Annotated in this window: 27 protein-coding genes; 18 read left to right on the top strand and 9 right to left on the bottom strand. The window is 66.1% G+C overall.

The genetic code is table 11. The annotated features are described in order from the left end of the window. Positions 1-4: 4 nt before the first annotated feature. From AC5RVD_RS02180 to AC5RVD_RS02170, 3 genes are all read right to left on the bottom strand, one after another. The gene (locus tag AC5RVD_RS02180) at positions 5-436 is read right to left on the bottom strand and encodes a hotdog fold thioesterase (protein WP_494112616.1); all 432 of its coding nucleotides are present in this window, start codon (positions 434-436) and stop codon (positions 5-7) included. A gap of 114 nt (positions 437-550) precedes the next feature. Further along, on the bottom strand, positions 551-844 hold the full coding sequence (locus tag AC5RVD_RS02175) for a DUF503 domain-containing protein (protein ID WP_494112617.1): 294 nt from the start codon (positions 842-844) through the stop codon (positions 551-553). Between the two features lie 10 nt (positions 845-854). Beyond that, entirely contained in the window at positions 855-1,361 is a 507-nt protein-coding gene (locus tag AC5RVD_RS02170) for a MarR family winged helix-turn-helix transcriptional regulator (protein WP_494112618.1), read from the bottom strand. A gap of 91 nt (positions 1,362-1,452) precedes the next feature. On the opposite strand from AC5RVD_RS02170, the gene AC5RVD_RS02165 reads away from it, so the two are divergent. From AC5RVD_RS02165 to AC5RVD_RS02135, 7 genes are all read left to right on the top strand, one after another. Beyond that, complete coding sequence (locus AC5RVD_RS02165) at positions 1,453-2,103, top strand: NADPH-dependent F420 reductase (RefSeq protein WP_494125806.1); 651 nt, start codon at positions 1,453-1,455, stop codon at positions 2,101-2,103. A 29-nt stretch (positions 2,104-2,132) separates the two neighbouring features. Then, a complete protein-coding gene (locus AC5RVD_RS02160) occupies positions 2,133-3,176 on the top strand; it encodes an LLM class flavin-dependent oxidoreductase (protein WP_494125805.1) in 1,044 nt (347 codons plus the stop codon). A 56-nt stretch (positions 3,177-3,232) separates the two neighbouring features. After that, positions 3,233-3,973: an NUDIX hydrolase gene (locus tag AC5RVD_RS02155; protein WP_494125804.1), complete on the top strand. Its 741-nt coding sequence runs from the start codon at positions 3,233-3,235 to the stop codon at positions 3,971-3,973. 71 nt (positions 3,974-4,044) lie between these two features. Next, the gene (locus AC5RVD_RS02150) at positions 4,045-4,272 is read left to right on the top strand and encodes a PLDc N-terminal domain-containing protein (protein WP_494112622.1); all 228 of its coding nucleotides are present in this window, start codon (positions 4,045-4,047) and stop codon (positions 4,270-4,272) included. A gap of 243 nt (positions 4,273-4,515) precedes the next feature. Then, positions 4,516-5,361: an ABC transporter permease gene (locus tag AC5RVD_RS02145; protein WP_494125803.1), complete on the top strand. Its 846-nt coding sequence runs from the start codon at positions 4,516-4,518 to the stop codon at positions 5,359-5,361. Then, positions 5,358-6,131, top strand: a complete 774-nt coding sequence (locus tag AC5RVD_RS02140; protein ID WP_494125802.1) for an ABC transporter permease — start codon at positions 5,358-5,360, stop codon at positions 6,129-6,131. Before AC5RVD_RS02145 ends, AC5RVD_RS02140 begins: the two co-directional genes overlap by 4 nt. Continuing rightward, the gene (locus AC5RVD_RS02135; RefSeq protein ID WP_493989807.1) at positions 6,121-6,984 is read left to right on the top strand and encodes an ABC transporter ATP-binding protein; all 864 of its coding nucleotides are present in this window, start codon (positions 6,121-6,123) and stop codon (positions 6,982-6,984) included. The genes AC5RVD_RS02140 and AC5RVD_RS02135 overlap by 11 nt, the downstream gene beginning before the upstream one ends. 107 nt (positions 6,985-7,091) lie before the next feature. On the opposite strand, the gene AC5RVD_RS02130 is transcribed toward AC5RVD_RS02135, so the two are convergent. Continuing rightward, complete coding sequence (locus AC5RVD_RS02130) at positions 7,092-7,565, bottom strand: MarR family winged helix-turn-helix transcriptional regulator (RefSeq protein WP_494125801.1); 474 nt, start codon at positions 7,563-7,565, stop codon at positions 7,092-7,094. Between the two features lie 124 nt (positions 7,566-7,689). Here AC5RVD_RS02130 and AC5RVD_RS02125 point away from each other — a divergent pair, with 124 nt between their 5' ends. From AC5RVD_RS02125 to AC5RVD_RS02095, 7 genes are all read left to right on the top strand, one after another. Beyond that, positions 7,690-8,622 carry an SDR family NAD(P)-dependent oxidoreductase gene (locus tag AC5RVD_RS02125; protein ID WP_494125800.1) on the top strand — a complete coding sequence of 311 codons (933 nt, stop codon included), beginning with the start codon at positions 7,690-7,692 and terminating at the stop codon, positions 8,620-8,622. A 2-nt stretch (positions 8,623-8,624) separates the two neighbouring features. Then, positions 8,625-9,527 (top strand): amidohydrolase family protein, encoded by a 903-nt coding sequence (locus AC5RVD_RS02120; protein WP_493989804.1) that lies wholly within the window; start codon positions 8,625-8,627, stop codon positions 9,525-9,527. Further along, entirely contained in the window at positions 9,524-10,735 is a 1,212-nt protein-coding gene (locus tag AC5RVD_RS02115) for an acyl-CoA dehydrogenase family protein (RefSeq protein WP_494125799.1), read from the top strand. Before AC5RVD_RS02120 ends, AC5RVD_RS02115 begins: the two co-directional genes overlap by 4 nt. A 34-nt stretch (positions 10,736-10,769) precedes the next feature. Continuing rightward, positions 10,770-11,225 (top strand): MaoC family dehydratase, encoded by a 456-nt coding sequence (locus AC5RVD_RS02110; protein WP_493989802.1) that lies wholly within the window; start codon positions 10,770-10,772, stop codon positions 11,223-11,225. A 162-nt stretch (positions 11,226-11,387) separates the two neighbouring features. Next, a complete protein-coding gene (locus tag AC5RVD_RS02105; RefSeq protein WP_494112629.1) occupies positions 11,388-12,383 on the top strand; it encodes an ABC transporter substrate-binding protein in 996 nt (331 codons plus the stop codon). Between the two features lie 261 nt (positions 12,384-12,644). Further along, a complete protein-coding gene (locus AC5RVD_RS02100) occupies positions 12,645-13,634 on the top strand; it encodes an ABC transporter substrate-binding protein (protein ID WP_494125798.1) in 990 nt (329 codons plus the stop codon). A 309-nt stretch (positions 13,635-13,943) separates the two neighbouring features. Beyond that, complete coding sequence (locus AC5RVD_RS02095; protein ID WP_494125797.1) at positions 13,944-15,497, top strand: long-chain-fatty-acid--CoA ligase; 1,554 nt, start codon at positions 13,944-13,946, stop codon at positions 15,495-15,497. Between the two features lie 25 nt (positions 15,498-15,522). On the opposite strand, the gene AC5RVD_RS02090 is transcribed toward AC5RVD_RS02095, so the two are convergent. Both AC5RVD_RS02090 and AC5RVD_RS02085 read right to left on the bottom strand, forming a co-directional pair. After that, positions 15,523-16,158, bottom strand: a complete 636-nt coding sequence (locus tag AC5RVD_RS02090) for a helix-turn-helix transcriptional regulator (RefSeq protein ID WP_494112632.1) — start codon at positions 16,156-16,158, stop codon at positions 15,523-15,525. Between the two features lie 152 nt (positions 16,159-16,310). Continuing rightward, complete coding sequence (locus AC5RVD_RS02085; RefSeq protein WP_494125796.1) at positions 16,311-17,618, bottom strand: MFS transporter; 1,308 nt, start codon at positions 17,616-17,618, stop codon at positions 16,311-16,313. Between the two features lie 160 nt (positions 17,619-17,778). Here AC5RVD_RS02085 and AC5RVD_RS02080 point away from each other — a divergent pair, with 160 nt between their 5' ends. Then, positions 17,779-18,645 (top strand): methylenetetrahydrofolate reductase, encoded by an 867-nt coding sequence (locus tag AC5RVD_RS02080; protein WP_494112634.1) that lies wholly within the window; start codon positions 17,779-17,781, stop codon positions 18,643-18,645. A 344-nt stretch (positions 18,646-18,989) separates the two neighbouring features. Then, the gene (locus AC5RVD_RS02075) at positions 18,990-19,292 is read left to right on the top strand and encodes a hypothetical protein (RefSeq protein ID WP_494121291.1); all 303 of its coding nucleotides are present in this window, start codon (positions 18,990-18,992) and stop codon (positions 19,290-19,292) included. A 205-nt stretch (positions 19,293-19,497) separates the two neighbouring features. Here the strand turns inward: AC5RVD_RS02075 and ligM are convergent, their stop codons facing one another. Then, positions 19,498-20,904 (bottom strand): vanillate/3-O-methylgallate O-demethylase, encoded by a 1,407-nt coding sequence (gene ligM / locus AC5RVD_RS02070; protein ID WP_494125795.1) that lies wholly within the window; start codon positions 20,902-20,904, stop codon positions 19,498-19,500. 347 nt (positions 20,905-21,251) lie between these two features. On the opposite strand from ligM, the gene AC5RVD_RS02065 reads away from it, so the two are divergent. Together AC5RVD_RS02065 and AC5RVD_RS02060 are read left to right on the top strand one after the other, a co-directional pair. Further along, the gene (locus AC5RVD_RS02065; RefSeq protein ID WP_494125794.1) at positions 21,252-22,985 is read left to right on the top strand and encodes an ABC transporter ATP-binding protein; all 1,734 of its coding nucleotides are present in this window, start codon (positions 21,252-21,254) and stop codon (positions 22,983-22,985) included. A gap of 137 nt (positions 22,986-23,122) precedes the next feature. Then, positions 23,123-25,021, top strand: coding sequence for an ABC transporter ATP-binding protein (locus tag AC5RVD_RS02060; RefSeq protein ID WP_494126051.1), 1,899 nt, complete (start codon positions 23,123-23,125; stop codon positions 25,019-25,021). 79 nt (positions 25,022-25,100) lie between these two features. On the opposite strand, the gene AC5RVD_RS02055 is transcribed toward AC5RVD_RS02060, so the two are convergent. Together AC5RVD_RS02055 and AC5RVD_RS02050 are read right to left on the bottom strand one after the other, a co-directional pair. Next, entirely contained in the window at positions 25,101-25,889 is a 789-nt protein-coding gene (locus tag AC5RVD_RS02055; RefSeq protein WP_494125793.1) for an IclR family transcriptional regulator, read from the bottom strand. A gap of 59 nt (positions 25,890-25,948) precedes the next feature. Then, positions 25,949-26,572 carry a cob(I)yrinic acid a,c-diamide adenosyltransferase gene (locus tag AC5RVD_RS02050; protein WP_494112639.1) on the bottom strand — a complete coding sequence of 208 codons (624 nt, stop codon included), beginning with the start codon at positions 26,570-26,572 and terminating at the stop codon, positions 25,949-25,951. Between the last annotated feature and the right edge of the window lie 22 nt (positions 26,573-26,594).

Below are 26,594 nucleotides of genomic sequence, written 5' to 3'. Positions count from 1 at the left end.
GGAACTACTTCTTCGGGACCAGCACGCCGTAGACGCGCATTTCGGCCAAGTGCTGGCCGTCTTGGTCGTGAATGGAAATATCCACGATGTTGTTGCGGCCATAGCGGGTGCGTTCGACGCCGGTGGCCACCAGGCGGGCTTCCGCCGCGCCGGGCGCAATGTACGTTATCTCGGCCTGACGGGAGACCGACGGCCGGCCCAGCGACTCACAAACGAACGCGAAGCACGTATCGCCGAGGGTAAACAGGTAGCCGCCGTGCAGGATGTGGTGGCCGTTCAGCATGTAGTCCTGCACGCCCATGGCCATCACCACGCGGCCTTCTTCGGCCTCGAGCACCTCGATGCCAAGATGCTGCGACGCTTTGTCCGAGGCATAGCGGTGGCGGACAAGCTCCTCAACGGTAGAAAACTGCGCGTCGGTGGCGGGGGTGGTCAACAGAGCCTCCGGATGTGGCATGGATCATGGGCGTGACCAACGCTACCAATATCCGCGCCGGTCGATGCGCACCAGCTGCCTGCAGGACAGGTATGCAGCGGTCCGCTGCCGGACTCAGTCGTCGCTGGAGTGGATTCTCCGCCGCGTGCTGAGCAGGTCCACGCCGGGGCGGTAGGCAATGTAGTTCTCGGCCGCGTCCAGCACCTGGACCACATGGGCCCGGTCGCCGCCTACCAGCCCGATGCCCAGTTCGGCCCGGCGGTAGAGGTTCTGTTGGCCGACTTCCGCCACGGAAACATCGAACCGCTTCCGTACCTCGGCGACGATCGGCCGCAGCACGGATCGCTTTTCCTTGAGTGAATGCACGTCGCCCAGGAGCAGGTCGAACTCAATCCAGCCGATCCACATGCTGACGAGTTTAGGGCAGGTGGTCCATCGCCTCGCACGGGCTGGAGTTCGGCTGGGCGCGGTGGATCTCCATGGCCAACACCTCGACCAGGGTGGAGAGCCGGCGCACGTCCTCCGGCGACAAGCCGGAGAGCAGGGCCTGCTCGGCACGTGCGACGCGGACCTCGAGGTCAGCGAGCGCTTCGCGTCCTTGCGCGGTGGGGACGATTTTCCGGGCACGCCGGTCGTTGGCGGCGGGTACGCGCTCCACCAGCCGGGCGGCCACGAGCTTATCCAGGATGTAGGTCAGCACGGTTCGGTCGATGACCAAGTGAGCCCCGAGGGCCTGCTGGTTCGGCGGGTCCCGATGAACGACGGCGGAGAGGATTTGGTAGCCGCGGATGCCTTCCGGCATGCCGGTGACGGCCTCCTCGAATTTTTCCTGGTACCCGCGCAGGACCATGCCGAGGTTCCAGCCGAGATCGCCAGGAACCGGGCTGTGCGTCCTGTCCGCTGTGGCGGCTCGTTCTCCTGTCATGCCTCACATGATATCCATCCAAGCGAAGTTGCACAGATAATCTGCGCACAATATAGTCTGTCAGACAACATATTTGCAGACTGGAGTTGGTATGGAGCTGGGCACCATTGGCATCCTGGGTGCCGGTCGGGTGGGCACCGCCGTGGCCCGTCAAGCACTCAAAGCCGGCTACCGGGTGAAGATCGCAACGTCCAAGCCGGCCGCGGAAATCGCCTTGCTGACGGAAATCATCACGCCGGGGGCGGAACCGGTGGATGCCGCCGAGGTTGTGACGGCGGGCCTGGTCCTCGCCGCGGTGCCGCTGCACAGATACCGCACCCTGGATCCGGGCATACTGGCCGGACAGACCGTGATCGATGCGATGAACTATTGGGCACCCACCGACGGCGTGATCGACGACTTCGAGAACGACCCGCGCGGCAGCAGCGAAGTCATCCAGGATTTCCTGGCGGGCGCGCGCCTGGTCAAAACGCTGAACCATATCGGCTACCGGGAACTCGAAGAGGACGGCCGCGATCCAGGTTCTGCCGACCGTCGGGCCTTGGCTCTTGCCGGCGACGATGACGACGCCAAATCCCTGGTCGCCCGATTCATCGACCGCCTCGGCTATGACCCGGTCGATGCCGGCCCGCTGTCCGCCGGCCGCGTCTTCCAACCGGGCACCCGCATTTTCATCGAGGCCCATACCGCCGGGCAGCTCCGCGGCCTTTTGGCGGAGGCCAACGAACCCGCACGTCCATGACGGCGTCGACAGGCAGGACAGGACAAGACATGGAAATCGGTGCCTACAGCTTCGGCGACACGCAACTGAATCCGGACGGCACCCAGCGGGCGACGTCCGAGGCCATCCGCAACCTCTTCGACGCGATCGTCCACGCCGATAAGGCCGGCCTGGATTACTTCGGGATCGGCGAGCACCACACCACCAGCATGCCCGCGTCCTCGCCGGGCGCGATCGTCGCCGCGGCCGCGGCCGCCACGAAGCAGATCCGGCTCGGGAGCGCCGCCAGCATCATTTCCACGGATGATCCCGTTCGCGTGTTCCAGCAGTTCTCCACGGCCGACGCGATCTCCGGCGGCGGCCGTGTGGAGATCACCGCCGGCCGCGGTTCGTCGGTGGAGACCTTTCCGCTGTTCGGCTACGACCTGGGCGACTACGACGAGTTATATGCGCAGAAGCTGGATTTGCTGATGACCATCAACAACAGCCGCGCACCGGAAGTGTCGTGGAGCGGATCCCGGCGGCCTGCCATCGCGGACCTGGCCGTCGTCCCGCGGCCCGCCGCGGGGCCGCTGCCGATCTGGCTGGCCACCGGCGGCAACGCCGGGTCTTCGGCCCGGGCCGGGCAGCTCGGACTGCCTGTTTCCTACGGGATTATCGGCGGGGCCCCGCACCGGTTCGCGCCGCTGGCCGAGCTCTACCGGCGCACCGCGGCCCAGGCCGGCCACAGCGGTCCGCAGATCAAGGTTTCCGTAGCCGCCCTCGGGTTGGTGGCGCCGAGCAAGCAGGAGGCCCTCGACCGGTTTTACCCCGGCTGGCACAACCTCAACGTGGAAATGGGCCGGCTGCGCGGCTGGCCCGCGCCGGACAAGCGCGCTTTCCTGGCCCAGGCCGAAGCCCCGGGCGCCTACTACGTCGGCGATCCGGACGACGTGGCCGAGCGGATTGCCCACCTGCACGGATACCTGGGACATGTGCGCCACTTCCTGCAGACCGACATCGGCGGGCTGCCGCACGAGCACCTGATCGAATCCATCACGCTGCTGGCCACGGAGGTCAAGCCGCGGGTTGAGCGGCTGCTGTCACGGAAGTAGGCACGACAGGGTTGGCCCGAAAACCAACGTTTCAGCCATCGTCCTAAGCTAAGGGCGTGGATAAAGCGGAGGACAAGCAGGCGAACCAAGCGGAGCTGGCGGCAACAGTCATCCTGCTGCGCGATAGCCCGGAGGGACTGGAAGTCCTGATGCTGGAACGCCCCGGCAGGGGATCCTTTGCCGGGGCATGGGTATTCCCCGGCGGAAAGGTGGATCCGGGGGACTACCTGGCGGCGGAAGCGGAAGCGCCCGGCGGCACGGGGATCGGCAGCTTCGAGGGTGAACACGGCAGGCAGCTGGCGGCGGCGAAAGTTGCAGGGGTGCGCGAAACCTTCGAAGAGACCGGACTGCGGATCGCCGGGCAGGAACTGGTGCACCTGTCGAACTGGGTGCCGCGGCACAGCTTGGTCCGCCGCTTCCAAACGTGGTTTTTTGCGGCAGCGGCGCCGGCAGGGGAGATCGTGCTCAACGACGGCGAGCTGGCCGGCTTCGCCTGGATGCCGCCCCAGGAAGCGCTCCGCCGGCATGAGTCCGGCCGGATGCGGCTGGTCCCGCCGACCTGGGTGACACTGCATGAACTGGGCCGCTACGGCACCGTGGCGGACGCGCTGGAAGCCGCCCGGACGACGGAGCCTTTCAACTATGAGAGCCACGTGATTGACGGCCCGGCGGGCGGACAAGTCATCGTGTGGGCGGGCGATGACGCCTACCCCGGTCCCGGGCCGGCGGCTTCCGCCGGGGCCCGGCACCGGCTCTCCACCGGGTCGCTGCCGTGGCGGTACGAACGGGACCGCTGAGCCCCTACGCGGTCGGCCGGTGCACGCCTACACTTGAGGCACCTGCTGCCAGAACAGACCGGGAGGCCGCCATGAAGAAAGCCATGAAGACGAAGTCCTTGAAGGATTTGAGCGGGGCACAACGGCTACGCGTTGCCCTCATGGCCGGACTGCAGCTTGTTTTGCAGACGGCCGCACTCAAGGACCTAAAGAAGCGCCCGGCCGCCCTGGTCAACGGGCCGAAGCCGGTGTGGTTCGCGGCGTCCTTCCTCAATTTCGTCGGCCCGTTGGCCTACTTTCTGCTCGGCCGAAAGCGCTGAACCGCCAAGCACAAACCGTTGATCATTTCAATTCACCGGCGTTAAACACCGTCGCGCAGTGTTGCCTGCGTAACGATGGCCTAGAGTGTTTGACGTCACCAAGTGGCGTCGACCACACTTGAGCTAGTGAACGCTTGTTCGGCTAGCGAACAGGGCGGTCTGGATCCCCGTTCTCCTCGGGGCAGAAGGAGTGGAAATGAAATGTGCGCTGTATAGGGCGCCGCACTTGGCGGAGATGCTCTCATGAGCGCCCCCGCGGTGACCACGGACAGCAAGGGTCCGGCGCCCAGCCGATCCCGCCGGCGCCCGTCGAAGAAGCGTCCCGCCAAGCAGCTGCTGGGGCTTGCAGGGATCCTTGCGTTCCTGCTGGTGTGGGAACTGGTTCCGCGGGTGGGGATTGTGGAGGCGCGCTTCCTGCCGCCTGCGTCCGAGGTGCTGGCCGTGCTCTTCAACGACTTTGGTTTGGCGGCGTTCTGGCTGGCGGTGGGCGAGACCATGCTCGCGTGGTTCCTTGGCCTGCTGATGGCGGTACTGCTGGCCGTGGTCCTTGGCTTCATTATCGGTTCGTCGAACTTCCTGCGGAAGTTCACCAACTCCACGGTGGAGTTCCTGCGGCCCATCCCGTCGGTGGCGCTTATTCCGCTGGCCGTGCTGCTGTTCGGCGTGAAGATCGAGTCCTCGCTGATGCTGATTGTCTACGCATCCTTCTGGCAGGTCTTCATCCAGGTGCTTTACGGAGTGGCCGACGTGGACAACGTGGCCATGCAGACGGCGAAGTCCTACGGCCTGGGCCGGTTCGCCCGGGTCCGCCACGTGGTGTTCCCCACCGCCCTGCCGTACCTGATGACCGGGGTGCGGTTGGCCGCAGCGGTCGCCCTGATTCTGGCCATCACGGCCGAACTGGTGATCGGATCGCCGGGCCTGGGCCGGGAAATCGCACTGGCGCAGTCCGGCGGCGCGATCGCTGGCATGTACGCGCTGGTGCTGGCCACCGGGCTGATCGGCGTGCTGGTCAACCTGGTGATGCGCTTCATTGAGCGCAAGACCCTGTCCTGGCATGAATCGATCCGTTCCGAGGTGATCGCGTGAAAGTCCTGAAAAGCATTGCCTACGCGCTGGCACTGCCGGTCATCCTGGTGCTGATCTGGTGGGCCTCAACGCTGGGCGAGGCAAACTTCTTCGTGCCCACGCCGGCACTGCTCGTCGACGCGTTCGCCGAGACCTGGTTTGGCGAACGGCTCCTGTCCGACGTGCTGCCCTCGATCGGCCGGCTGCTCATCGGGGTGGCCGCGGCGATCATCCTGGGCATCGTCGCCGGCCTGCTGATCGGCTCGATCAAGTGGCTGCGCGATTTCACCGAGCCGGTGCTGGAGTTCTTCCGCGCCATCCCGCCGCCGGTGCTGATTCCGGTACTGATGCTGCTGATGGGCATCACCGACACGATGAAGATTGTGGTCATCATCTCCGGCTGTATCTGGCCGGTTCTGCTGAACACCATCGAAGGCGTCCGCGCCATCGACTCGGTGCTTTCGGACTCGGCGCACACTTACGGTATCGGCGGTGTGGCCCGCGTGCGCCACCTCGTGCTGCCCTCGGCGGGGCCGCAGATCATGGCCGGTGTCCGCCAGTGCCTGTCCATCGGCCTGATCCTGATGGTCATCTCCGAAATGTTCGCCTCGTCGTCGGGGCTGGGCTTTACCATCGTGCAGTTCCAGCGCTCCTTCGCGATTCCGGAAATGTGGTCCGGCATCGTGGTGCTGGGCCTGATCGGTGTTGCCATGTCATTCATCTTCCAATGGACCGAGCGCAAGATCCTGCGCTGGTACCACGGCCTGCGAGAGGTAGAAAATGCAGCCTGAAACCACCCCGGTTCCGACCGGCAAAACCCTGCCCGAAGGCCAGGCCATGCTCTCGGTCCGCGGCGTCAAGAAGGTCTACCACACCGACGGCGGCGACATCGAGGCGGTGCGCAACCTTACCTTCGACCTGAGGGCAGGGGAGCTGGCCTGCCTGGTCGGTCCGTCCGGATCCGGCAAGACCACCTTGCTCAAATGCATCTCCGGCCTGCTGGCACCCACCGAGGGCGAGGTGCTGCTGGACGGCGCCCGGGTGACCGGCCCGCCGAAGAAGATGGCCGTGGTGTTCCAGGAGTACGGCCGCTCGCTGTTCCCCTGGATGCGGGTGCGCGAAAACGTGGAGCTGCCGCTGAAGAACGCCGGCATGGGCAAGGCCGAGCGCGACAAGCTGGTGGACGACGCCCTGGAGGCCGTGGGCTTGGACCACGTGCCGCAGTCCTACCCGTGGCAGCTCTCCGGCGGCATGCAGCAGCGCGTGGCCATCGCCCGTGCCGTGGCCTACCAGCCCGAGGTGCTGCTGATGGACGAGCCGTTCGCCGCCGTCGACGCGCAGACCCGCGCCGACCTGGAGGACCTGATCCGCACGGTCTGGAAGAAACTGGGCGTCACCGTCCTGTTCGTCACCCACGACATCGACGAGTCGGTCTACCTGGGCCAGCGCGTGATCATCCTGTCCTCCTCGCCGACCGTCATCCAGGAAGACCTCCAGATCGACCTGCCCGACGAGCGCGACCAGCTCAACACCCGCGCGCTGCCGCGGTTCACCGAACTGCGCCACCACGTCTACGAACAAATCCAGCTGGCCAAGCAGGGCCACCGGCCGGCAGCCGCCACCCAGGCCGGAAGCGCAAGTTAGCAGGCCAGGCAGGCAGGAGCCGGCCGCATCCTCGCGAGGGTGCGGCCGGCTCCGCTGTTTAATCGGCTGGTCAGGGCCCGGTGCAGCTCAGGGCCCGGTGCCGCCGCTCAGAAGGCCATGCGCCGCAGCAAGTCGCGCAGCGTCTCCCGTTCCTGTTCGTTCAGCTGGGCCAGGGACTCGTCCGACGCCTGGCGGATGATTGCTTCGGCCTGCTTGTACAGCTTTCGGCCGGGCGCCGTCGCAACGATGACCTTGGAGCGGCGGTCGCGCGGGTCGGCTTCGCGGGTGACGGCACCGCGCCGCTCCAACTGGTCCACCAGGGCCACGATCTGGCTGGGATCCAGGCTCAGGAAGTCGGCGAGTTCGCGCTGCGACGGGTTCTCCCCGCTGCACGCCAGCGACAGCACCGAGTAGGACCGCACCTTCAGGTCCAGCTCGGCCAGCATGGTGTTGGCCAGGCCTGACCCCAGCGAACGCGCCCGCGCCGTGAGGAACTCGATCTCGTTGGCCAGATCGGTACCGTACAGCCGTTCGAGGCCGTTGGTTGCCGACGGGCGGACGGCCGTGGTTGGTGCGGACATGTTCCCTCGCTCGAAGTCGGTGCTGCCAAAAATGATTGACTTTTTCAATCATATGGGTTGTCATTGGTTTTAGACCAGCATAAACCGCAACGCACCTCCACGGTGCGGGACGAAGGAGCAACAGATGTCTTTGGCCGGAAAAGTAGCGATCGTCACCGGAAGCGGCCGGGGCCTCGGCCTGGCCTACGCACAGGAGCTTGCCCGGCAGGGCGCCTCCGTTGTAGTCAATGATGTGGACGCGCAGGTCGCGGAGGAAGCCGTTGCCAGTATCACCGCCGCCGGCGGCAAGGCTACGGCCGTCGTTGCTCCGGTGGGGTCCACCGAAACAGCCAAGCAGCTGGTGGGCGCCGCCGTGGAGACTTTCGGCCGCGTCGACATCCTGGTGACCAATGCCGGGGTGCTGCGGGACAAGTCGCTGCTGAAGATGACCGACGAGGACTTCGACCTGGTGATCAACGTGCACCTGCGCGGCACCTTCACCTGCGTGCGCGAGGCTTACGCCTACTTCAAGGAGAACGGTGTCGCGGGCCGGATCATCACGATCGGTTCGCCCACCGGCCAGCGCGGCAACTTCGGCCAGACCAACTACGCCGCGGCAAAGGCCGGCATCGTCGGCATGGTCCGCACCTGGGCACTGGAAATGAAGAAGGCCGGCGTCACCGCCAACGCCGTCATCCCGGTCGCAGCTACCGCGATGACGAAGACCGTGCCGTTCTTCCAGAAGGCCGTGGAGGCGGACGAACGCGGCGAGGCCATGCCGGAGTTCTTCCGCAAGGAGCTGGGCTTCGGAACGGCCGACGACGTCGCCGGCCTGGTTGCCTACCTCGCCTCGGACGCGGCAGCCATCGTGACCGGACAGGCGATCGGCGTGGGCGGCGACCGGCTGCAGCTGTGGTCCCACCCGGAGGCCGTCGCCACCGAGTTCATGGACGGCGGCTGGACCTACGAGGCGCTGACCGAGCGCTTCGACGACCTGTTCGGCGGTCGGCTGCAGAGCGTGGGCGAGGAGTTCCCCGAGCTGCCGGCCGAGCTGCAGCCCGAACCGGCGGCCAAGTAGCCATGGCTCCCACGCGCTACGAACCCGGGCTCGACGTCGCGTCGCTGGCCGCGATCGACATGCATGTGCACATCGAGATCGACGGCCATGGGCACGTCTCGCTGCCGCAGGAGCTGATGGACGCCTCGAGCAAGTACTTCAAGGCGGAGGAGCGGACGCCGTCGCTGGACGCGATTGCCGCAACGTATCGGGAACTGAAGATGGCGGCCGTGGTGTTCACCGTGGACGCCCGGACCCGCCTGAAGCACGAGCCGAACAGCATCGAGGACATCGCCGAGGGCGCCGCCCGCAACAACGACGTGCTGATCCCGTTCGGCTCCGTCGATCCGCTGACGGGTCCGGCGGCCATCGACCGGGCCAAGTCCCTGGTCGAGGACTACGGGGTGCGGGGATTCAAGTTCCATCCGAGCCTGCAGGGCTTCAATCCGTCCGACGAGCGGTTCTACCCCCTGTGGGAAGCCCTGCAGTCGCTGGGCCTGCCTGCGGTGTTCCACACCGGCCAGAACGGCATGGGTGCAGGCACTCCCGGCGGCTCCGGGATCAAGCTTGGCTACTCAAACCCGCTCCTGCTGGACGAGATCGCCGCTGACTTCCCGGAATTCCAGATCATTATGGCGCACCCCTCGGTGCCCTGGCAGGACGAGGCCAACTCGATTGCCACGCACAAGTCGAACGTGTTCATCGACCTGTCCGGCTGGTCTCCGAAGTACTTCCCGGAATCCCTGGTTAAACTCTCCAATTCGGTCCTGCAGGACAAGGTGCTGTTCGGCACCGACTACCCGCTGATCACCCCGCAGAAGTGGCTGGGCGCCTTCGCGGACCTGCCCTTGAAGGACGAGGTCCGGCCGAAGATTCTCAAGGACAACGCAGTGCGCCTGCTCGGGCTGGGCGGTGGGCAGGCATGAGCGCCGTGGCCGAAGAGAAGGCAGGCACCGCGGCCGGGCCGTTCTATCCCTCCGACCAGTACGGCTACGCCACGCTGCTGACCGACGCCGAGCGGAGCGTGCTCGGCCGGCTGCGCAGCGTGCTTGAGGAGCAGGTTCAGCCGCTGCTGGCGGACTACTGGGAACAGGGCGAGTTCCCGTACCAGATTGCCCAGCCGCTCTATGGCCTGAACCTGATGGCGCCGGCCGAACTGACCGACGGCGGCGCGAAGCCCTCCGGACTCTACGAGGGTTTCCGCAACTTCGAGCTCGCTCGGACCGATGCCTCCGTCGCCACCTTCTACAACGCCCAGTCCGGCCTGTTCCGCACGGCCGTCAACCTGGGCGGCAGCGCCGAGCAGGCTGCAGAGCTGGACCCGAAGATCCGCAGCTTCGAGCTCAAGGGCGTCTTTGCGCTGACCGAACCGGAACACGGATCTGATATTGCCGGCGGGCTCGAGACCAGCGCCCGCCGCGAGGGGGACGAATGGATTATCGACGGCTCCAAACGCTGGATCGGCGGGGCCGTCACCGCTGACGTGCTCGCCATTTTTGCCCGCGACCAGGCGGACGGACAGGTGAAGTGCTTCCTCGTCCCCACCGATGCCCCCGGCGTCGGCATCGCCAAGATCCTGCGCAAGACCTCGCTGCGGATGATGCAGAACGCGGACATCACACTGGCGGGGGTCCGCGTACCGGAGTCCGCGCGCCTGCAGAACGTCAATTCGTTCGCGGACGTGGCCTCGCTGCTGCGCAACATGCGCTCCGACGTCGCCTGGATCGCCGCCGGCGTTCAGGCCGGCGCCTACGAAGCCGCGCTGCGCTACGTCAAGGAGCGCCGGCAGTTCGGCAAGCCGCTGGCCGGATTCCAGCTGGTTCAGGAGAAGCTGGCCACCATGCTCGGCAACCTCACGGCCTCGCTCGGCATGGCGGTGCGGCTGACCCAGCAGCAGGAGGAGGGCATCTACAAGGACGAGAACTCGGCTTTGGCCAAGATGTTCTGCAGCGCCCGCATGCGCGAGACCGTTGCGCTGGCCCGGGAAGTCGTTGGCGGCAACGGCATCACCCTGGACACCGACGTCGCGCGCTTCCACGCCGACGCCGAAGCCGTCTATTCCTATGAAGGCACCCATGAGATCAACGCCCTGATAGTCGGCCGGGCCATCACCGGCACCGGCGCATTCCGCTAGAACCATTCCGCACCACATTCCCCAAGGAGCACCCATGAGCAACACCGTCGTCAGCCTCGAAGAACTGCCCAACCTGGTCGGCAAGGACCTGGGCTACACGGACTACCGTGAAATCACGCAGGACCAGGTCAACACCTTTGCCGATGCCACCGATGACCACCAGTGGATCCACACCGACCCGGAAAAGGCCAAGGAAGGCCCGTTCGGCGCACCGATCGCCCACGGCTTCCTGACCCTGTCGCTGATCATTCCGCTCTGGAGTGAACTGTTCGACGTGGAAGGCGTCACGACCAAGGTCAACTACGGCCTGGACCGCGTCCGCTTCACCAGCCCGGTGAAAGTCGGCTCCAAGGTCCGCATGCATTCGGTGATATCCGAGGTCACCGAGGTCAAAGGCGGCGTCCAGATCAAGACCAACAACACCATCGAAATCGAAGGCGAGGAGCGCCCCGCGGTCATCGCGGAGTTCTTGGCCCGTTTTTACGCCTGACGCCGGGCCGCTCCCGGTCGCAATGGAAGGCAGTTCTACTAATCCTGCCTAACTGTTGATTTATTCAACTATTGTATCTACATTGTATTTAGGTGTGGCGCCGATCACAGTCGGTCTCCCGACGGCGGGGGCGGCGGCGCCGAGGACCGCGAGGAGCAATTCATGAAGAAGCACTTGGCGAAGTTACTGGCCGGTGGCGCGATTGCAGCGATGGCATTGACCGGCTGCGGCTCCGGCTCCCCCTCCGGGACGAACGAAGCGCCGGCAGAACAGTCCGGCGCCGCCGGCTCCGGGCTCACCAAACTCACCGTGGGCGTGCTGCCGATCGCCCCGTCGGGAGCCATGCAGTACGGCATCGATGAGGGCATCTTCGAGAAGCACGGCCTGGAGCTGGAGTTGCAGACCGGGCAGGGCGGCGCTGCCATGCTGCCCGCCGTTTCCACCGGCACCATGAACTTCGCCGTCGGCAACCCGCTGTCGGTGATGACGGCGGTGGACAAGGGCCTGGACATGAAGATTGTCTCCGGCTTCAGCGCCTCGCGCGCCGAGGGCGAGGATAACAATGCCGTCATCGTCAAGGCCGACTCGGGAATCGAGACCTTTGCCGACCTGGCCGGCAAGACGACTGCCGTCAATACGCTCAAAACCCAGGGCGACCTGACCATCATGGAATCTGCGGAGATGGACGGGGCCGACCCCTCCGCGCTGAAGTTCAGCGAAATGCCGTTCCCGGACATGGAAGCGCAGTTGGAGCGCGGCAACGTGGACGCCATCTGGGTGCCGGAGCCGTTCCAGTCCAAGGCGCTCTCCAATGACGCCTACAAGCTGCTGGGCTACCCGAACCAGAAGACGCTGCCGGGCCTGCCCACCATGGTTACGTTCACCAGCGGCAGCTACGCCGAGCAGAACCCGGACATTGTGGCCGACTTCAAGGCCGCGGTGACGGAAACCCTGGAGGCCGCCGAGGGTGACACCGACGGCGTCCGCGCGGTGCTGCCGGAATTCATGGGCATGCCGGAGGAGGTCGCCAAGAACCTGAAGATGGAGGTCTTCGACGGCGAGGTCCGCACCCAGGTGCTCAGTGACATGGGCGAGCTGATGGTCAAGTACGAGTACGTGGACAAGGCGCCCGACGTGCCGGCCATGATCGTGCAGTAACTTCGTTCTTCGCGAGCGGCAGGGCGGTTTCCGGTGATGCGGCAGCCGCCCTGCACCGTGTCTGTGCCCGTTCCGGGCGGGCGCCGGGCCGCAAGGTTCTTCGGCCCACGTGTCGTGGCGCCTCGGGGCGGCCCGGCGGCCGGCCGTCGCCCGGGCGGAAGCGCGGCGGCCCAGGATCGTTGACTGCCTCCACTATGTCCGTAGATACTGTGACCTAAGGCACACTCTTGCTGCATGGGGCGGTGAGTGGGAGAGGGACCCATGAAGAGAATCAGAACGGTAGCCGCGCTGGCGGCAGTGCTGGCGGCAACAGCCTGCGGTGGCGGCAGTCCATCCGGTGACGGCGGTGCGGCGCCGACCGGCGGCACCGAGCCCGGCGGTGGACTGACTCCGATCAGCGTTGGGGTCATCCCGATCGTTGACGTGGCTCCCATCTACCTGGGCGACCAGGAGGGATTCTTCGAAGAGGAGGGGCTGGATCTCGAGCTTGTTCCGGCCCAGGGCGGCGCGGCCATCATTCCTGCCATCACCAGCGGCCAGATGGATTTCGGCTTCAGCAATGTCACGTCACTGGTGATTGCCCGCTCCAAGGGGCTGAACATGCAGATGGTGGCCAACGGCGCTTCGACCACCGGCAACCAGGATGAGGATTTTGCTGCCGTGATGGTCAAGCCGGACAGCGGGATCAAGGAGATTGGGGACCTGACCGGCAAGCGCATCGGCGTCAATACGCTGAACAACATCAGTGACTCCACGATCCGTGAGGCGGTGGAGCAGGCCGGTGCGGACTCGTCCGACTTGAATTTCGTTGAGATGCCCTTCCCGGACATGCCCGCGGCACTTGCCAACGGCAACGTTGACGCAATCGCCGCGGTCGAGCCGTTCGTGACGATCGTCGAAGGTGATGGTGCGGTGCCGGTGTTCTCCAACTACGCCTATCCCGTGGAAAATCTCACCGTGGCGACCTACTTCACCTCGGACGACATCGCCGGGGAGAAGCCGGATGTCACCCAGGCCTTCGTTCGGGCGATGAAGAAGTCGTTGGCGTTCGCCGACGAGAACCCGGACCGGGTGCGCGAGATCCTGCCCGAGTACACCCAGCTGGACCCGGCGGTCATTGAGCAGCTGACCCTGCCGAAATTCCCGCAGGAGGTCAATGCCGAATCCATCCAGGAGATCGCCGACATCTCGCTGAAGAACGGCCTGATCGAGGAGATCCCGGACATGGAGGCGCTCCTGCCGCAGCAATAAGCGTCCACCGGCCTGCGTTGGCCGACGTGTTGCTGAGGGGCCTGGCGGTGGGGCTACGGGCGGGCCCTGAGCAGAAACGCCTCTCCGCGCTAGCGGAGGGGCGTTTCACTGTTCCCGGGGCGGGCCGAACCCGCTATTAGCCCTGCATCCTCAACTATTGACTTTCTCAACTAATAAGCCCTAGGTTGGAGGTGTCCGCTGTGATGTGGTTCACCGCGGAGCCGTGAGTTCGGCCCCGGCGGGCTATGAGTTGGGCGTGCCGGGGCTGCCCAGACCAGCTCGCCGGGTACGTCGGAAGGGTGTGTCACGATGCAGAACCAAGGGCTCGGTGCCTGGATCCACAAGCGCCGCATGAAGTCTGCGGAGAAGACCGCGATCATCAGCGGTGCGGGCGGACTGAGCTACGGCGCGTTCGCCGAGCGGGTGGACCGGCTGGCCAACGCCCTGGCGGACCGCGGCGTCACCCGCGGCGAGCGGGTGGCCTACCTGGGGGAGAATCACCCGGCGTTCCTTGAAACCTTCTTTGCCTGCGGGACCCTGGGCGCCATTTTTGTCCCGCTGAACACCCGGCTGGCGCCGCCCGAGGTCCAGTTCGCCCTGCAGGATTCCGGCAGCCGCATCCTGGTGCACGCACGCAGCCTGGAAGCGCTGGCTGCCCGGGGCAGTTCGCTCCTGGGGTTGAGCCACCGGATAGTGGTGGAAGACGCCCCGGCGGGAACCGTTGCCGAGGCAGGGGAGCGGGACACCGCCGTCGAACTTCTGGAGGAGGTCATAGCCTCCGGCAGTGCGGAACGTCGCGATGAAGCAGTGTCGCTGGATGACCCGGCCATGATCCTCTACACGTCCGGCACCACGGGCCGGCCCAAGGGCGCGCTGCTCACGCACGGCAACATGACCTGGAACAGCATTAATGTGCTGGTGGACTTCGACATGGCCAGCACCGACGTCGCCCTGATGATCGCCCCGATGTTCCACGTGGCATCCCTGGGCATGGGCGTGCTGCCGGCCCTGCTCAAGGGCGCCACCGTGGTGCTGGAGCCGAAGTTCGATCCGGGGCGGACCCTGATGCTGATCGAGAAGTACAAGGCGACCAGCATCAGCGGCGTGCCGACCACCTACCAGCTGCTGTGCGAGCACCCGGACTGGGACAGGACGGACATCAGCTCGCTGAACAAGCTGACCTGCGGCGGATCGGCCGTGCCCATGCGGGTGCTGGAGGCCTACGAGGCCCGCGGGCTCTCCTTCACCAACGGCTACGGGATGACCGAAACAGCGCCCGGCGCCACCACGCTGGCGGCGGAAAAGTCCCGCCCGAAGGCCGGATCGGCCGGGCTTCCGCACTTTTTCACCGACATCCGGATCACCGATCCGATGGGCGAGGTCCTCCCGGCGCGCGAGGTCGGCGAAATCCAGATTTCGGGTCCCAACGTCATCCGCGAGTACTGGAACCGGCCCGATGCCACGGCCGAGAGCTATGCCGACGGCGTCTGGTTCAAGTCCGGCGACATGGGTTATGTGGACGACGACGGTTTCCTGTTCATCTCCGACCGGCTCAAGGACATGATCATCTCCGGCGGCGAGAACATCTACCCGGCCGAGGTGGAGCAGGTCATCCTGGAGCTGGAAGCCGTCAGCAGTGCCGCCGTCATCGGCATCCCGGACGAGAAGTGGGGGGAGGTGCCACGCGCGGTGGTCACGGTCCGTGACGGTTTCTCGGTGTCCGCCGAGGAGATCCAGCAGCACCTGGACGGGCGGCTGGCCCGCTACAAGATTCCCAAGTCCGTGGTGTTCGTTCAGGACCTGCCGCGGACGGCCAGCGGAAAGATCCGCAAGGCCGACCTGCGGAAGGAATACTCGAACTAGCCCCCGGCTTCCCTCTTGAGCGGGCCTACTTGCGGGCGCCGGCCGGCTGCGGGGCCTTCGGCTGACCGGCGTCCGGCTGGTCGACGTAAAGGCGGTCGATGAGGGCGAGGCCGCGGCGGGCCCAGGTAATTTCCTGTTCCGCGCGGTCAACCAGCCCTTCATAGGTGAAGCGCTTGAAGGCCTTCACCCGCGTCCGTTCGCTGTCCGGGGTGCCGGCCAGCCGGCGATTGAGCATCTCGCTGCTGTCGCCGTCGATCTCGCGGATCCGCTGCTCCCATTGCTGCCGGAGCGCGGTGTGGTGCTCAATGTGCGCGCGCATCTGCTCCCGCGCAGCGTCCGGTTCGGCCCACTCCAGGTAGGCCGCCTTCAGGTGGGCGGGATCCCGCACCCGGGTGTAGTCCAGGGTGGTGTTCATCCAGTCCCGGAAGGCCTGCAGGCCGGCGGTAGTGATGTGGTAGCGGCGCTTCTTGCCGCGCTGGCCCCAGACGACCTCCTCCCCGTCGAGCAGGCCTTCCTGCTCCATCCGTCGCAGCTCCGGATAGATCTGGGAGTCGGGCGCGTGCCACACATTCCCGACGGACGCCTCGAATTCCTTGTAGAGGTCGTAACCGGTCATTGGTTCGACGCTGAGCAGCGCCAATAAGGCATAGCGGAGACTCACTGATTCAACTTCCTTTTCAGTGTTGTGTTGCCAATCACTATATCCATCGATAGTCGGATGGCCACGCAAAAATCGATGTGGATCCTGAGACGGCCGCTTCGAATCGGGCCGTTTTCGGGATGTGCCCCCTCCGGGCACTGCGGCCGGCCGGGCTAAGTGCGCGCCTGTCCCGTCGGTTCGAGGGTCCGGTCCAGCGGGTGCTCAAGCTCGTCCTTCAGCATTCCGCCGAAAATGAGCGCCAGCACCGCCAGAAGCGGCAGGGCGAGGCCGATCAGCAGGAAGATCAGCCAGATGGGCACCACTTCGCCCAGCGGGCCGGCCAGCGCCATGGAGACCGGCATCAGGGCCAGCGAAACGAAGAAGTCCAGGCTGGAGATCCGGCCGAGCAGGTGCGGCGGCACCCGGCGCTGCAGCAGCGTGCCCCAGATGACCTGGCCCGCGCTGCCGGTCGCACCGACCACGAACAGCGCGGCGGCCATCGCCCAAAAGCTGCCGGTGAAGCCGATGACGGCGATCGGCAGGGCGCCGGCACCCCAGAACAGCAGCATCACCGTCAGGTAGCGCCGTGGCAGCCGCAGCGATGCGGTGACCATCGCCCCCGTGGCGCCGCCGATGCCGAAGATGCCCAGCAGGAAGCCGAACGTGCGTGAGTCCCCGCCCAGCTGGTCCGCAACCGCAAACGGCAGCAGTACCTCGATGGGGCCGATGAAGATGAGTACGCTCACGACGGCCCACAGCAGCGTCCAGAGCAACCAGGGAGTCTTCAGCGTGTAGGCCACGCCCTCGCGCAAATCCGCCAGCACGGAGCCCCGCTTGGCCGTGGGCTCGTCTGCAGCGGCTACCGACGCCGTCGTCCCTGCATCCGAAACCAGTTCCTGGCCGAGGAAGTTCAGGATGATCAGCGCGGCCAGATGGCACAGCGTGATCCACCCGATGGCCGCACCGGGGGAGAAGGAGGCGACGATCATGCCGGCTGCCGCCGGGCCGGCGGCCTGCTGCAGCAGCGGCCGCATGGTGCCCTCCATGCCGTTGGCCGCCAGCAGGTCCTCGGCTGGCAGGATCCTCGGCAGGATGGCCGAGTAGGCAGGGAAGAAGAACGCGGCTCCCACCCCCAGCAGGAAAGCGGCAGCGGCCAGGTGCCACAGCTGCAGCAGCCCGGTCATGGCCAGCAGGGCCACAGAGCCGATGGCTACCAGATTGGCCGCCTCCACGCTGACGATCAGGCGGCGCCGCGGAAGCCGGTCGGCCGCGATGCCGCCGAGCAGTACGAACGCCAACAAACCGATGCTGGCGCAGGTTGCGACGAGCGAGAGTTGGATGGGACCGCCGCCCAGGGCGATGACCTGATAGACCATGGCCACGGCCCACATGCCGGCGCCAAAGACCGAGATGGCCAGGGCCGAGATGAGGATCCGATAGTTGCGATGGGCGAACGGCCGCAGCGCGCGGGGCGTGGACATGTGGTTCCTGGGATTAGAAGGGAAGGCTCCCATAGTATCCACCCAGTGATTGAGAAAAGCAAATCACTCGCAAACCCCTATATCCGTAGTGGTTTTACGGCTAGACTCGCTGCAGGTCGGTCAAGGGTGACCGGCACCACACGTGGAAGGACTTCCGACTATGGCCGACCCCAAACACGCACCGTCGCAGGCAGCCCGGACCTTGCTTGACGACTTCTCGCTCGAGATGACCGGCAAGGATGTCCCCGCGCTGGAAGACGCCGCCGGCACCATCCCGGCGGGGACGCGGATCAACGTCACCTTCCTGGGGAACGAGGACCTGCCGACGCGGGTGGCGGCGGCCGCCGCCGTCAAGCGGCACGGCTTCGTCCCGGTGCCGCATGTCTCCGCCCGCCGGCTGGCGTCACGGGCCGAGCTGGAAGACTTCCTGCGGGCGTTGTCCGCCGACGCGGCACCCGAGGACGTCTTCGTGGTCGGCGGCGACCCGGTCGAGCCGATGGGGCCCTATCCGGACTCGCTGGAGGTCATCCGCAGCGGGCTCCTGCCCCGGTACGGAATCCGCCGGGTCGGCATCAGCGGCTACCCGGAGGGGCATCCGGACATTTCCGGCGAGGTGTTGTGGAAGGCGCTGGAAGACAAGCACGCCGAACTGCAGCGGCAAAACCTTGAAGCGGTCATCATCACCCAATTCGGCTTTGACGCCGATCCCGTTTTCGAGTGGCTGGCCGAGGCTCGCCGGCGTGGGATCCACGCGCCGGTGCGCATCGGCATTCCCGGGCCGGCCGGAGTCAAGAGGCTGCTGAACTATGCCAAGCGGTTCGGAGTGGCGTCGTCGGCCGGGATCGTGCACAAGTACGGGTTCTCCCTGACCAACCTGCTGGGGACCGCCGGGCCGGACAAGTTCCTGGAGGAATTCGCCAACCGTTATGACCCCGCTGTGCACGGCACCGTGAAGCTGCACTTCTACACCTTTGGCGGGATGAAGGCCACGGCCGACTGGGTCAAGGACTTCCGGGCCGGACGGTAGCGGCGCGCGAACGGAAGCTCATCGGGGACGGTGACTCCGCGCCGCGGCGATGGTAGCGGGCTTCCTGGGGCTGCGCTGTCCACGTTCAGACGGAATTGTCCATCTCTTGGTGCGCCATGGCGCCCTGACAAGGGACGATGCTTGAGCAGCCTTTATTACTTGGACAGCGCCGCTCTAAGCGGCGCTTGCCGGAGTCAGGGCTGGATTGGGCCACCCCATGGCCCCGCCCAGGTCGGCTGATCGAGCTCCAGAGGGCGTGGTGCGCAGTTCCCGGCCCTGTTGCGTGCCGCCGCTCTGTGATTAGGTGAAGGCAGGGCGCACCAGCGCTTGAGGGAAGGAGATTCATGAGCGAGGAAATCAACAACCCGGACCGCTACGACCGTACGGATCGCCGGGAGAGCCAGGGCAGCGAAACCTCCCGGGACGAGGAGTTGCTCCCGCCGGGCGAGTTGCCCGCGGACGCCAAGAAGGGCCTGGCGAACGTCTACGGCGATGCCGACCGGACGGCTATTGACGATCCAGTCAGTGCGCCCGGCCCCGAAGACGCCGCAGCCATCGAGCACATGGAACAGCACTACCGCGTCGGGGAGACCGAATCGGGCGAGCGGTACATCGAAGAGACCGGCGGCCAGGACAACGGCACCTGAGGCAGGTCCCGCCTGAGCAGCACCGGAAAACGGCGGCCGACGTCGGTCCGTGCCTGAGGCAGATGGACGCCTGAAGCGGGTCGGCCTCCGGGCGGGTTCGCAGGCCGGCGTCCAGTCGGCATCGGCACAGCAACGCAAGCGGCGGGGAAAGTGCCACAGGCACTTTCCCCGCCGTCCGTCGTCGTGCTGCCTAACGCGGCGTGGCTCAGGCCTTCTGGCCGGAGCGCCAGCCGCCGGGGTACTCCTGGCGCACTGCCTGGGAGTACGGCACGGGACTGACAATGGCCCGCACGTTCAACTGCTGGTGCGGCTCCACGGTGGTCTTGCGGGTCCCGCCGTCCGGCTCGCCCCAGACCACCGTGACCTCCGTGCCTTCCGGTACATCGGCGTCCACCGTGGCCAGGGACAGCGCCCGGTTCTCGTTGGCGGAGTAGCCGGTGAACATGGACAAGCCGATCGTCTCACCGGCGGCGTCGAGCACCGCGTCGTAGTTGGACGAACCGTAGTTGGCCAGCGGCAGATCGAAATACTTGTACGGCGTGCCCTCGGTATCGAAGAGCGAGGCGAAGAGCTTCGCCATGTCCTCGGCATGCCACTCGAGGGTGACCTTCTTCCGCTGGGCGGCAGGGTCGATCTTCTCCAGGGCCTCCCGGCCGATGAAGTCGTGGTCGAACTTCACCATGTGGCCGTACCCAAGCTCCCAGGGGTTGAGGTAGTAGTCCTCGATCTTGTCGGAGACGAAGCTGCCGGCGACCGCGTTGACCGCCTCGTAACTGTCGGCGCCGAGCCATTCGCGGTAGGGGCGCAGCTCCTCGCCGGTGTAGATGGCCGGCAGCGGGGAGGGGATCCAGCCCGATTCCAGGGTGTTGGACGGGTAGGCGCGCGAACCGACGGCCAGCAGGCCGTACTCCTGGCCGGCTTCCAGGATGGTGTCCCGCACCTGGTCATACGTCTCGTACGGCCCCCAGATCTCCAGCCCCGGTGCGCCGGCCATGCCGTGGCGCAGGGTCTGGACCTGCTGGCCGGCGACCTGCATCTGGTCCATGTTGAAGAACTTCAGCTGTTCAACCTGACCGCCGTTGACCTTTTCGATGATCTTCCAGGCGTTCGGGCCCTGGATCTGGAAGCGCCAGTACTTGCGCTTCACCGGCTGCCCCATGGGCCGCGACGGGGAGCGCCGGTCCACCTCGATGTCCACATCGTAGCCACCGGTTTCACCGTGGTAGATCAGCCAGTTGGCGGCGGGGGAGCGGCCCACGTAGACGTACTGGTCCTCGGTTTCGTGGAACAGGATGCCGTCGCCAATGACGTGCCCGGCCGGGGTGGTGGGAACGTACTGCTTGGCCTTGTTCACGGGGAAGCTGGCGACCGAGTTGATGGCGGTATCCGAAATCAGCTTCAGGGCGTCCTTGCCCCTAATGAAGAGATTGTCCATGTGGTGCGACTGGTCGAACAGCACCGCGGATTCGCGCCAGGCGCGCTGCTCGCTGCGCCAGTTGGTGAATTCAGGGGCGACGACGGGGTAAATGTAGGCGCCGATCTGCGAGTTGCGCAGCATCTCGACGGTGTTGCCGGATTGGTCCAAAACTTCCTGAAGATTCTTGGCGCTCATGGGTTCTTGTCCTCCTCGATGGCGGGCCGGAGTGTGACGCAGTGCACATTTCCAAGATACTCAGACTCTATACCTATGGAGATAGTTATGTCGATGGTTTGAGGCGGGCGATTTTGGCCGACGTTCGTCGTCCGGTACCGGCCGAGAATGGGCGCTGGCGGGGGAGGGTGCGCGGCCCGGCGCGCGTGGTCCACCAGGCAAAAGGTGCCCTTCCCGACGTCGGGAAGGGCACCTGTGCGGTCCCGTCGGGCACCAAGGCTCGCGGTGGGTTACAGCCGCTCCGGCCAAGGTGTAGCCTCTATCTGGCCTCAATCCACCCTTTTCGCCGAAAGTTGCGTCACGTCCCGATGCTGCTCCGCCTCATCCGCCATTACGGCCGCCCCTACCTTCCCTACGTGTTCGCCGTGGTGGTGCTGCAGCTGATAGCGACCATCGCCGCGCTGTACCTGCCCAGCTTGAACGCCCAGATCATTGATGAGGGCGTGGCCCGCGGCGACACCGACTACATCTGGGGCACCGGCGGCCTCATGCTGGTCGTCAGCTTTATCCAGGTGGCCGCCGCGATCGCCGGGGTCTATTTCGGCTCCAAGGCAGCAATGGCCATGGGCCGTGACCTCCGCCGCGGCATTTTCCATAAGGTGACCGGGTTCTCCGCCCGCGAGGTAGGACGATTCGGCGCGCCGAGCCTGATCACTCGCGGCACCAACGACGTGCAGCAGGTGCAGATGCTCGTGCTGATGGGCCTGAACTTCATGGTGATGGCACCCATCATGTGCGTCGGCGGCATCATCATGGCGCTGCGCGAGGACCTCCAGCTGTCCTGGTTGGTGTGGGCGTCGGTGCCGCTGCTGTTCGTCGTCGTCGGTGTGCTGGTATGGAAGCTGATGCCGCTCTTCCGCATGATGCAAACGAAGATCGACAACATCAACGGCGTGCTCCGCGAGCAGATTACCGGCATCCGCGTGGTCCGGGCGTTTGTCCGCGAGCCCTACGAGGCCAAGCGCTTCGAGAAGGCCAACCGCGAACTGACCGATGTCTCGCTCTCGGTCGGCAACCTGTTCGTGCTGATGTTCCCCTCGATCGGCATGATCCTGCACCTGGCCACGGCGGCGGTCCTGTGGTTCGGCGGCCTGCGCGTGGACGCGGGCGAGATGCAGGTGGGCGCCCTGACCGCTTTCCTGCAGTACCTGCTGCAGATCCTCATGGCGGTAATGATGGGCACCTTCATGGCGATGATGATCCCGCGGGCCTCGGTCTGTGCCGAACGCATTGGCGAAGTGCTCGACGTCGAGCCCTCCGTGCATGAACCCGACGAGCCGCAGAAAGCCCGGGAACCGGCCGGCGTCGTCGAGTTCCGCGACGTCACCTACGCCTATCCGGGCGCCGAAGAGCCGGTGTTGCGCAACGTCAGCTTCACCGCCCGGCCGGGGCAGACCACGGCGATCATCGGCAGCACCGGCGCGGGCAAGACCACGCTGATCAGCATGCTGCCGCGGCTGTTCGACGCCGACAGCGGTGAGGTGCTCATCGACGGCGTTCCGGTCACCTCGATGGAGCGCACCGACATCACGGACCGCGTGGCACTGGTGCCGCAGCGGCCGTACCTGTTCTCCGGCACGGTGGCGCACAACCTGCGCTTCGGCGACCCGCACGCCACGGATGAAGAACTCTGGGAGGCGCTGCGGGTTGCCCAGGGAGAGGACTTCGTCCGCGCCAAGGACAAGGGCCTGGAGTCCGCGCTCTCGCAGGGCGGCACCAACGTTTCGGGCGGCCAGCGCCAGCGGCTGTGCATTGCCCGCGCGCTCGTGGCCAAGCCCAAGGTCTACCTGTTCGACGACTCGTTCTCCGCGCTCGATGTGGCAACCGACGCCAGGCTGCGGGCGGCGCTGAAGGGTACCACCAGGGATGCGACGGTCATCATCGTCGCCCAGCGCGTGGCCACCATCATCGACGCGGACCAGATCCTGGTGATGGAGCACGGACAAATCGTGGCCCGCGGCACCCACGAGCAGCTGCTGGAAAGCTCGGAAACGTACCAGGAAATTGTTCATTCCCAGACTGCGGTGGAGGAAGCGGCATGACGCCGGATAAGGAAAGCCCGGCCGAGGTCGCCACCGGGCCGGACCCCGTGACGGCGCCAACGCCGGGAGCCGCCGCTGAAGCCGAGGCAGAAGTCCTGGAAGAACAGTTCCAGCCGGGCGAGGCCGACCAGGATTTTATGACCGGGACGCCGGCCCGCAAGGCCCAGCACTTCTGGCCGTCCGCCAAGCGCCTGTTCGGGCTGCTGAGGCCGGAGAAGGCCGGGATCATCCTGGTGCTGGCGATGGTGCTGGTGGCCGTTGTGCTCAACGTGATTGCGCCCAAGGTGCTGGGCAACGCGATGGACGTCATTTTCAGCGGCGCGATCGGCGCGAACCTGCCCGCCGGCGCCAGCCAGGCAGAAGTCATCACCGGGCTCCGCGCGCAGGGCCAGGACCAGTTTGCCGACATGCTCAGCGGCATGGAACTGATCCCCGGCGTGGGCATCGACTTCCAGCTGCTGGGCAACCTGATCCTGCTGGTGCTGGGCATGTACGTCGTCGCGTCGCTGTTCATGTGGCTGCAGGGTTGGCTGCTGAACCAAATCGTCATGCGGGTGGTCTTCGGGCTCCGCCGCGACGTGGAAGCCAAGCTGAACCGGCTGCCGCTGAACTACTTCGACACACGCCAGCGCGGCGACATGCTCTCCCGGGTGACCAACGACGTCGACAACATCCAGCAGGCGCTGCAGCAGGCTTTCGCGCAGCTGATCATGTCCGCGCTGAGCCTGCTCGGCATCACGATCATGATGTTCATTGTCTCCTGGCAGCTGGCCCTGATCGCCCTGATCGCCCTGCCGCTTTCCGCCGTGGGGGCCGGCCTCATCGGCACCCGCAGCCAGAAGCTGTTCACCGCGCAGTGGAAGAACACCGGAGCGCTCAACGGACACATCGAGGAATCGTTCAGCGGCCATGATCTGGTCCGCGCCTTCGGCCGCGAGCAGCAGTCGGTGGAACAGTTCGACGAGAAGAACGAGGAACTCTACAAGGCCTCGTTCGGCGCGCAGTTCGTCTCCGGCATGATCATGCCGGTCATGCAGTTCATCTCCTACCTGAGCTACGTGGGCATCGCCGTGGTGGGCGGCCTGCGCGTGGCGTCCGGTTCCATGACCCTGGGCGATGCCACGGCGTTCATCCAGTACTCGCGTGAATTCAATCAGCCGCTGAGCCAGATGGCGGGCATGGCCAACATGCTGCAGTCCGGCGTCGCCTCGGCCGAGCGCGTCTTCGAGCTGCTCGACGCCGATGAGCAGGCCCCGGACACGGCCACCGCATCGCTGCCTGCCCAAACCGAAGGGCAGGTCCAGTTCCACAACGTCAGCTTCAGCTACAGCCCGGACAAGCCGCTGATCGAGGACCTCTCCTTCGCCGCGCGGCCGGGCGAAACGGTGGCGATCGTGGGGCCGACGGGCGCGGGCAAGACCACGTTGGTGAACCTGGTGATGCGCTTCTACGAACTGGATGCCGGCCGCATCACCCTCGACGGGGTGGACATCACCGCCCTCAGCCGCGCCGAACTGCGCTCCAAGGTGGGCATGGTGCTGCAGGACGCCTGGCTGTTCGGCGGCTCCATCTACGAGAACATCCGCTACGGCAACCTGGACGCCACCGAGGAAGAAGTGATGGCGGCGGCCAAGGCCACCTACGTGGACCGCTTCGTGCGGGCGCTCCCGGACGGCTACGACACGGTGATCGACGAAGAGGGCAACAACGTCTCCGCCGGTGAGAAGCAGCTGATCACCATCGCGCGCGCGTTCCTGGCGAACCCGTCGCTGCTGATCCTGGATGAAGCCACCAGCTCGGTGGACACCCGCACCGAACTGCTCGTCCAGCACGCCATGGCCGCGCTGCGCACGGACCGCACCAGCTTTGTCATCGCGCACCGGCTCTCCACCATCCGGGACGCCGACGTGATCCTGGTGATGGAGGACGGAAAGATCGTGGAGCAGGGCAACCACACGGCGCTGCTGGCGGCCGAAGGCCCGTACTACCGGCTGTACATGTCGCAGTTCGCGGCGGCCGCGGACCCGGTGTCCTGATCCCCTGAACCGGAGGACGACGACGGCGGTGCCCGTTCGGGCGGATCGGCACCGCGCGCGGGCCCCCGCCGTCGGGATTTTAGCGCGTGAGGCTTTCGGTGATCTGCTCCGCGGCACGGCGCAGCAGCGGGAGGTGGGTGGCGGTAGCCGTCTCCAGGGTGTCCGGGGTGGCCAGCATGTTGACCCCGACGGCGGCGACCACCGCTCCGGCGGTGTCGCGGATGGGCACGGACACGGTGCGGTGGCCCGGCTGCAGCTCGCTGTCGTTGACCGCGTAGCCCTGCCGCCGGACCCGCTCAATCTCCTGCCGGAAACGCCAGGTGCTGTCGATGGTCTGCTCGGTCAGCCTGCTGAGGCTGCCGTCGACGGCGGACCGGAAGTCTTCCCCGCGCAGTCCGGCCACCAGCACCTTGCCCATTGAAGAGGCGTGTGCGGGAATTTGGATGCCGACCGTCAGCCCGGCGCGGATCATTCCGGGAACGCGGGTGGCCGCGATGCAGATGACGTCGCCGCCGGCCAGCACGCCCGCAGTGCACGGCTCGTTAAATTCCTCCGTCAGCCACTGGACGGCCCTCCGGGAGGCGCGGACCAGCGGAGAACCGGAGAGGTAGCCGTGGCCCAGCTCCAGCGCTTGATGGGTCAACGAGTACCGGTCGTCGCGGCAGCGCAAATAACCGAGGTAGACCAGTGTCCGCAGCACTCGCGCGGTAGCGGCCCGGTTGAGGCCGGCACGGGCTGCAATCTCGGCGGCCCGCATCTGCGGATGCCCGTCATCGAAGACACTCAAGACGGACAGGCCGCGCGCCAACGCACGCACGGACGGCCCGGTCTTGGCCCCGGTTGCGGGCTGGGCGGAGGTGATGCTCATCACCGTCGAGGATACCCCCGGGCCCGTGCCTCGCGACGGCGGCTACACCCCGCGTAGCGCTACTCGGTGCCGGACTGGTCCTCGAGGACGCCGCGAACGGAGGATTCCGGGACCCACATCACGTCCCCGTGCTCGGCGTTGGCCACCCGGGCCATCACGAAGAGCAGTCCGGAGAGCCGGTTGAGGTAACGGCCGGCCTCGGAATTAACCACGTCGCCGTACTCGTCCAGTGCTGCCCAGACCGCGCGTTCGGCGCGGCGCACGGCCGTGCGGGCCTGGTACAGCAGCGCCGCGGAGAGGGTTCCGCCCGGCAGCAGCATGCCGCTGAGGTCTTGGGCTTCCTGCTTGAAGTGCTCGATGGCGCGTTCCAGCCGCTCCACATGCTCGGGGATGATGCGGGCGTCCGCAGGATAATTGCCACGATACGGCACCAGCAGGTCCGCCATCAGGTCGAACAAATCGTTCTGGACGCTGACCAGCATGGCGCTGACCTCCGGGGACACCCCGCCGCTCGCCATGGCCACGGCCACCGCGGCGTTGGCGGCATCCACTTCGGCATGCCCGACAACCCTCGGGTCGTTCTTGGACACCTCGCCGTGGCTGCCGAAGTCGGTATACCCGGTGTCTCCATAGTGGTCCATCCGGGTTTGGTCATCCCTTTGAAAGTCGCGATCTCCACTCATGCCTGCCATCATACTGACGGGA

The sequence above is a fragment of the Arthrobacter sp. THG-b23 genome (assembly GCF_059091265.1).
Note: the sequence above shows the minus strand (reverse complement) of the source record. Positions and strands in the feature narration are given on the sequence as shown.